Origin of the sequence: Kitasatospora sp. NPDC059571, from assembly GCF_042735675.1 — a bacterium.
Taxonomy (GTDB): domain Bacteria; phylum Actinomycetota; class Actinomycetes; order Streptomycetales; family Streptomycetaceae; genus Kitasatospora.
Map to the genome: position 1 here is coordinate 24,510 of NZ_JBHWBW010000031.1, position 6,776 is coordinate 31,285.

Below are 6,776 nucleotides of genomic sequence, written 5' to 3' on the forward strand. Positions count from 1 at the left end.
CCCCGCGCCCCCCCCCCCGCCCCCGGGGGGGGCGGCCCGCAACACCGCCACCGAGCGCGGGGGGGGGGCCCGCGACCCCAGCCTGCTGACCCAGGACCTCGACGACCTGGCCGCCAAGGTCGCCGCCGCCGGCATCACCACCGTGAACGGCCGGGTGCTCGCCGACGGCAGCCGGTTCGAGCGCACCCCGCTCGGGCCCGGCTGGGCCTGGGACGACGAGCAGTACTCGTACAGCCCGCAGATATCCGGCCTGACCGTCTCCACCGACGCCGAGTACACGATGGACACCGTCCAGGTGACCGTCACCCCGGGCGCGGCCGGCGCCCCGGCCGCGATCGCCCTCAACCCGGCCGAGACGCCGATGAAGATCACCGGCAGCATCACCACCGGTGCGGCGGGCAGCGGCGGCGGCGCCACCCTGGAGCGCCGGCGCGGCGTGAACGAGCTGGTGGTCGGCGGCAGCGTGGCGGCCGGCGCCGCACCCACCACCTCCTGGGTCACCGTCGAGGACCCGACCGCGCTGGCCGGCCGGGTCTTCGCCGGCGCCCTCGCCCGGCACGGCGTCAAGGTGCTGCACGGCGTCCAGGCCGCCACCGGCACCGAGACCTCCGCGCCGCTGGTGAGCCACGACTCCAAGACGCTCGGCGAGCTGATCACGCCGATGATGAAGATCAGCAACAACGGCATCGCCGAGTCCCTCGCCAAGGAGATCGGCAAGGTCAAGGGCGGCAGCGGCAGCTGGAGCGCGGGCATCACCCAGATCAACGCCTTCCTCAAGGCGAACGGCCTGGCCTCGCCGGCCGGCCGCCAGGTGGACGGCTCCGGCCTGTCCCGCTACGACCTCGTCACCCCCGCCAAGATGGCGGCCCTGATGAAGCTCGCCCAGGACCGGCCGTGGTTCCAGGCCTGGTACGACGCCCTGCCGGTGGCCGGCAACCCGGCGCGCATGGTCGGCGGCACCCTGGCCGCCCGGATGCGCGGCACCGCCGCCGAGAACAACGTGCACGCCAAGAGCGGCTCGATGAGCGGCGTGGACAACCTGACCGGGTACGTCACCGCCCCGGACGGCCGCCGGCTCATCTTCACCGCCATGTTCAGCAACTTCGCCGGCACCAGCCCGCGCCCGGTGATGGACGCCCTCGCCGTCCGGCTGGCCGCCGGGCACACCGCCCCCGCCACCCCGACCACCGCGCCGGCCGCGCCGCGGCTGCGCGCGCAGGCACCCCGCCGGGTGGGGGGGGGGGCGCCTGCCCGTCCAGGAGCGAGATCCGACGCTCCTCGCCGTGCTGCTGCACCTGCAGCACCACCTTGCGCAGCCCGTCGGCGGTGCGGCGGCACTCCTCGTCGCCGAGGGTGCCGGTGACGAAGGCCTCCTCCTCGTTGAACCTGGGGAAGACCCGTTCCATCAGCGCATGGCCCTCCGGCGTCAGATCCAACAGGACGAGCCTGCCGTCGCTCGGATGGTCCGCACGTGCCACCAGCCCACGGGACTCCAGGGTGCGGGCCACGCCGGTGAGCGTCCCCTTGGAGATACCCGCCTCCTCGGCCACCTGCCGGGTCTCCGACTCGCCCCAGATCCAGATCACCCAGAGCACGACGAACGCCGTCCAGGTCAGATCGGCCTCGCGCAGCACCGAGTTCTCCAGGTGCTGCCGCACGGCCGACGCCGCCCGGTAGATGTTGGCCACCACGGCCATCTGCTCGCGCCGCAGCGGAATCCCGCCGAGCCTGGCCTCGGCCAACTTCTCGGCTTCGGTGAGAGAACGCTCCGAGGGCACCCGCCACGCTCCAATCGTTCGGATCCAAAAATTGTACGCGCCCCATCCCCGGGCCGGCACCGGCAGACGCTGCGCGAGCGAGCGCCGCCGGCCCGGACACCCCCGCAGGGAGCGGCACCCCCGTGCGCCCGGAGGAACCGGGAGTCGCACGGGAAAGGGCCGCCGACCCGGCACGGGCCCCCTGCCCCGGCACCGTCCGGGGCCCGGCGACGACGTGCCGTCAGCCCGCCCGGGTGGCGGCCGGGGTGCTGCCGTGGGGGCGGGTCAGGCGCCAGATTCGGTCCTCGCCGGTGTCGGCCGGGGCGAGGGGCCGGGCGGGGCGGCGGAGGTGTTCGGTGAAGCCGAGTCGGGCCGGGACGGCGCCGCTCGCGTGGTTGGCCGCGTCGTGGACGATCTCCACGTGGTCGACGCCGGCAAGGCGGAACGCCTGCTCGCACAGGGCGCGCACGGCGCGGGTGGCGACGCCGCGGCCGGTGGCGGCGGGGTGCAGCCAGTAGCCGATCTCACGGCCGTTGTCGGGGGTGTCGGTGCGCCGGAACAGCCCGCAGGAGCCGACGATCGCCCCGTCCAGCACGATCGCGTAGGTGAACGCCTGCCCGCTCGCCCAGAGCACCGGGCGGCGGGCCAGGAATTCGAGGGTCGAGGCCCACGAGTGCTCGGCGGCGAAGGACACCCAGGGGCGCAGGTGCTCCAGCGCCTCCTCGATGACCCCGAACAGCTCCGCGGCGTCCGCCTCGCCGTGGAAGCTGCGCAGCGTCAGGTCGTCCAGTTCGATCACCTGCGGGGGAAGGTCCATGCCCGGAGGATGGTGTGTGCCGCTGCCGCCGGCAACAGCATTTTCGGGCGCGCGTCCCGGGCTGCGAGGGGGTGTCAGGGGGTGACGTCGATGTCGACGGTGAAGGTCTGCTGGTCGGGCGGGCAGGGCTTGGCCTCGCCGCAGCTGGTGCGCCGGGAGGTGAGTTGGACCGCTCCGGTGCTGCGGGTGGTGAAGGCGGTGGTGAGCGTCCCGCAGCCGCTGCCGGGGCGGCAGGACGGCCCGGGGAGTGTGGTGGGGGCGCCCTGGGGGGCGAGCCGGCCCGGGTCCGAACTGGCGGGGGCGGACCAGTAGGTGCTGTGCAGTTGAAGGCGGACAGTGGTGCCGAGGCGGACCGTGATGCGGGTGTGGTTGGCGTGCTCGTCCAGGGTGACGGAGGCGGCACCGCCCGGGCTGCTCGCGTTGCCGGCCGGTGCGCCGGCCGCGGGGCTCGCGGTGGTACCGCCGCCCGCGGGGCTCGTGGGGTTCGTGGGGGTGGCGGTGGCGGGCGGTGGTGTGGCGGGCCGTGCGGCGGAGGTGCCCGCGTCGTGCGGGCCGCACCCGGTCAGTGCCGCCAGGGCGAGCAGGGTGCAGGCGAGCGCGGCGGTTCTCCTGGGGGGCGGTGTCATCATGGCGGGGCTCCGTGGGTGGTCGGGCGGCTCGTTCGTCGGCCGGCAGGAATCAGACGCGGCGGCGGCCCTTCCGGATCCCGTCCCCACCCCCGTCCCCGGCGGCGGGCCACCGAGGGACCGCCGCAAGGACCGGCGGAAGCGCCGGCGGAAGCACCGGCGGCGACGGGCGACGCGAAGACCCGTGGCAGGGAACACCGGCGGCGCAGGCCGGCGGCGGGCTGCCCAGGGGCCGGCGGCGGGGGCCGGGAGGACCCGTGGCAGGGGATGCGGGGGGGCGGTGGGACCGGCGGCGGCAGGAGGTGCCGGGTGCCGGCGGGCCGGCGGCGTCGGAGGGACCGGGGGCCGGCGGCGGCAGGGGGTGTCTGCGGGCGATGGCGACCGGCGGCGGGGGCTGCCGGGAGTCGGTGGCGGGGGTGCGACGGCACCGGGGCGGGCCGTGGTGGCCCGCCCCGGTGGTGTGGCCGGTGGTGTCAGGAGACGTTGAGCGCGGTGTCGTCGATGACGAAGCTGGTCTGCAGCGAGGAGTCCTCGACGCCGGTGAACTTCAGGGTGACGCTCTGGCCGGCGAAGGCGGAGAGGTCGAAGGACTTCTGGGTGTAGCCGGTGGCGGCGTTGGCGTTGGAGTAGGTCGCCAGCGTGGTCGAGCCGGCCGTGACGGTCAGCTTGTCGTACGCGGTCGAGCCGGTCTCGGCGGTGTCGATGTGGAGCCAGAAGCTGAAGGTCGCCTTGCAGCCGGCCGGGACGGTGACGGTCTGGGAGAGGGTGTCGGTGTGGGCGGAGCCGTAGCCGTCCATCCAGGCCTTCCAGGAGCCGGAGTGCGCGGCCTCGGAGGCGGAGTTGTCGACGACGCCGGTGGAGGTGGTCCAGGGGGCGGCGGTGCCGGTCTCGAAGCCGGCGTTGCCGAGCAGCTGGGCCGCGGTGCAGGTGCCGCCGCCGGAGGGGGCCTCGGTCCAGGTGAAGGTGGTGGAGCCGGCGGCGCCGGTGGTGTCGGTCGCGGTGACGGTGGTGGAGAAGGTTCCGGCGGCGGTCGGGGTGCCGGAGATGCGGCCGGTCGTGGTGTTGATCGACAGGCCGGTCGGCAGGCCGGTGGCCGCGTAGGTCAGGCTCTGGCCGGAGGCGGAGTCGGTGGCGCTGATCTGCAGGGCGGCGGCGGTGCCGACGGTGCCGGACTGGCTGCCGGGGTTGGTCACCGTGACGGTGTTGGTGCTGCCGTGGGTGAGGATCGCGTGGGTGATGGCGCAGGAGTTGGTGTCGTTGGACCAGCTGGCCTGCTCGGCGAAGGTGCCGAAGGAGCCGAAGGAGACGTTGGCGGCGCCGCCGGCCTGGCCGGGCTTGATCCAGGCGCACTCGTCGGAGTTCTCCTGGCCGTTGTAGGAGCTGCCCGACACGTGGTTGGTCCAGCCGCCGGCCGGGTTCTGGTCGGACATCATCTCGTGCCACTCGTGGCCCAGCGTCATCGTCCAGCCGTCGAGGGTGCCGGGCGAGTTGACGAAGCCGACGCCGCAGGAGGCGCCCATGTCGATGTTGTACGGCTGGTTGGAGAACGCGATGTCGCCGTACGGGGAGCTGGCGGCGCCGCCGGTGAGGGTGGTGTCGCCGTTCCAGTCGTGCCACGCGCAGTAGCCCTGGGTCGGGCTCTGGTAGTTGTCGGGGTTGGTGCCGTGCGGGGAGAGGATCACGTAGTAGGCGTCGCGGTTGGAGGCGGCCGTGGTGTTGCCGAAGTGGGCGGCCGCGTTCACGGCCTCCACGCCGAGCTGGTGGCCGGTCGCGGACGCCGGGGACGCGGCGGCGTTGTCGTACCAGACGCCGGAGAGCACGCCGCCGCTCTGGTAGGGGACGAAGTTGGCGTTGGCCGGGCAGCTGGTCGCTCCGGTGGCCACGCTCGCGCCGTCGCACCACTGGGTCAGGTCGGCCGACCAGGTCTCGCCGTTGGTGCCGATGCCCTTGAACATGTTCTGGGTGGCCTGCGCGGCGCCGGCCGAGTCGCCCGAGAACGTGGCGTTGCCGTTGGCGTCGGTGCCCTGGGTGCCCCACTGGGTGCCGTAGAAGACGAGGTAGACCTTGGAGTGGCCGCTCTGCACGCCGATGCCGTCGACGCCGCCGCCGTAGGACAGGGTCTGCTGGCCGGTGGCCGCCGCCTGGAGCTGGTGCGCGATGCGCGCCCGCTTCTGGGCGGCGTACTGCTTCATGCCGGGGATGGTGCTCTGGGTGAGCGCCGGGCTGAACGGGTTGAACTCGTTGGAGATGCCCGATTCGGCGGTGGCCGCGTTGTGGTGGGCCTGGCCCGAGACGGCCGCCGCGGATGCCGGTGCGGGGGTCGGGGCGGCCTGCGCCGGGGCCGCGGTGACGGCGAGGCCGGCGGCCGCGAGCGTCAGCGACGCGACGCCGGTGAGCGCCGCCAGCCTCGACCGCCTGGTGGTGGGGGAACTACCCATCGGTGGGGGAGCCTCTCTCATGCGACCGCCCGCACACCGGTGGGCGCCGGACAGCCGGTTTCCTGGACAGGAGCCGACGGGTCGGGCGCATCCCGGAAAGGGCCCCCGCATACACGCACGGGACCCCGATCCGGTAATTCGATGCACTGACCAGCGAGCTGAATGCTCGTCATGTGGGGCTGGTCGCCCGTCTGCGGACCGAAGCAAAGCAGAGCCACCGACACACCGTCAATGGACCCGTCTCAGGAAACATTCAGAATCACTGTCCGAGCAGGTGAGAGGCACAGTTCGTTCACCGAACGGCACTGCCGGACATGAACAGTTTTCAACTCCGGCCCTCTGTTAACAGACTTCAGAGGGGAATTCAGTGCGATTCCTTTGCTCATTCTTGGAAAATGCCCCGCGCGGGGCAGCCGCGCCCGGCCCGACGCCAGATCAGCTGAATGACCGTCAGAATGTGAAGAATTCGGGACGGGAATCGGGGCCGGCGCGCCGGACCGCCCCGGCCGGACACGGTGAAGGGCACCCGCTCCCCCGCGCGCCGGCGGGTCAGCACACCGGTGATCACCGGGCCGCGGTCAGCGGGCCCGTGGTCAGCGGGCCCGTCCGGGCCGGGTCAGGACGGCGATCCGGGCCACCAGGATCCCGGCCGCAACCCACGTACTCCCCCACACGGCCGACCCCGCCAGGACCCCGGTCGCCGTGGCGGTGGCCCATCCGGCGACCACCGCCGACACCCCGCCGACCGCGAGCACCACCAGCAGCACCGCGAGTGCCCGCGGACTCCCCCACCAGCGCGGCCCCACACGGTGCCGCAGGAGCCGGCGGGCCAGGCGCCGGTCACGGGCGAGGTCGTCCTCGGCCTCGGCAAGCAGACGCAGCTCACGCGGAGTGAGCATGGGAACCTCCCGCGTCGCCTCGACACACACAGTCGGCATACGTCCTGTACCCGGCGGCCCACACACCATGCCGGCCGACCGGCCGGGGACGGCAGGAACGGCAGGGACGGCAGGGTTCGACGCCGAAACGCCGCGGCCCCCCCCCCGGGGGGGGGGGGGGGGGCGCGGGGGGGGGGGGGGGGCGGCGGGGGGGGGGGCCGCCCCCCGGCCGCGGGGGGCCGAGTGGGTTTGGTAATTGG

4 protein-coding genes and 2 pseudogenes are annotated in these 6,776 nt (G+C 74.0%); 1 reads left to right on the forward strand and 5 read right to left on the reverse strand.

Annotated features, from left to right (window positions below):
• Positions 1-106: 106 nt before the first annotated feature.
• A pseudogene (gene dacB / locus ACFV0G_RS06425) lies at positions 107-1,096 on the forward strand (D-alanyl-D-alanine carboxypeptidase/D-alanyl-D-alanine-endopeptidase); the annotation flags it as partial.
• Positions 1,097-1,223: 127 nt separating this feature from the next.
• Here dacB and ACFV0G_RS06430 read toward each other — a convergent pair.
• From ACFV0G_RS06430 to ACFV0G_RS06450, 5 genes and pseudogenes are all read right to left on the reverse strand, one after another.
• Positions 1,224-1,778 (reverse strand): annotated as a pseudogene (locus ACFV0G_RS06430) (MarR family winged helix-turn-helix transcriptional regulator); the annotation flags it as partial.
• 220 nt (positions 1,779-1,998) lie between these two features.
• The gene (locus ACFV0G_RS06435) at positions 1,999-2,574 is read right to left on the reverse strand and encodes a GNAT family N-acetyltransferase (protein WP_380542536.1); all 576 of its coding nucleotides are present in this window, start codon (positions 2,572-2,574) and stop codon (positions 1,999-2,001) included.
• 74 nt (positions 2,575-2,648) lie between these two features.
• Positions 2,649-3,203: a hypothetical protein gene (locus tag ACFV0G_RS06440; RefSeq protein WP_380542539.1), complete on the reverse strand. Its 555-nt coding sequence runs from the start codon at positions 3,201-3,203 to the stop codon at positions 2,649-2,651.
• A gap of 470 nt (positions 3,204-3,673) precedes the next feature.
• Entirely contained in the window at positions 3,674-5,638 is a 1,965-nt protein-coding gene (locus tag ACFV0G_RS06445) for a putative Ig domain-containing protein (protein ID WP_380542542.1), read from the reverse strand.
• A 593-nt stretch (positions 5,639-6,231) separates the two neighbouring features.
• Positions 6,232-6,537 carry a DUF3040 domain-containing protein gene (locus tag ACFV0G_RS06450; protein ID WP_380542545.1) on the reverse strand — a complete coding sequence of 102 codons (306 nt, stop codon included), beginning with the start codon at positions 6,535-6,537 and terminating at the stop codon, positions 6,232-6,234.
• Positions 6,538-6,776: the final 239 nt, after the last annotated feature.

What these genes read in the sequence shown, in the direction of transcription:
- ACFV0G_RS06435 (WP_380542536.1), bottom strand. Translation starts at nt 2,574, where the DNA reads ATGGACCTTCCCCCGCAGGTGATCGAACTGGACGACCTGACGCTGCGC.
- ACFV0G_RS06450 (WP_380542545.1), bottom strand. Translation starts at nt 6,537, where the DNA reads ATGCTCACTCCGCGTGAGCTGCGTCTGCTTGCCGAGGCCGAGGACGAC.
- ACFV0G_RS06445 (WP_380542542.1), bottom strand. Translation starts at nt 5,638, where the DNA reads ATGGGTAGTTCCCCCACCACCAGGCGGTCGAGGCTGGCGGCGCTCACC.
- ACFV0G_RS06440 (WP_380542539.1), bottom strand. Translation starts at nt 3,203, where the DNA reads ATGATGACACCGCCCCCCAGGAGAACCGCCGCGCTCGCCTGCACCCTG.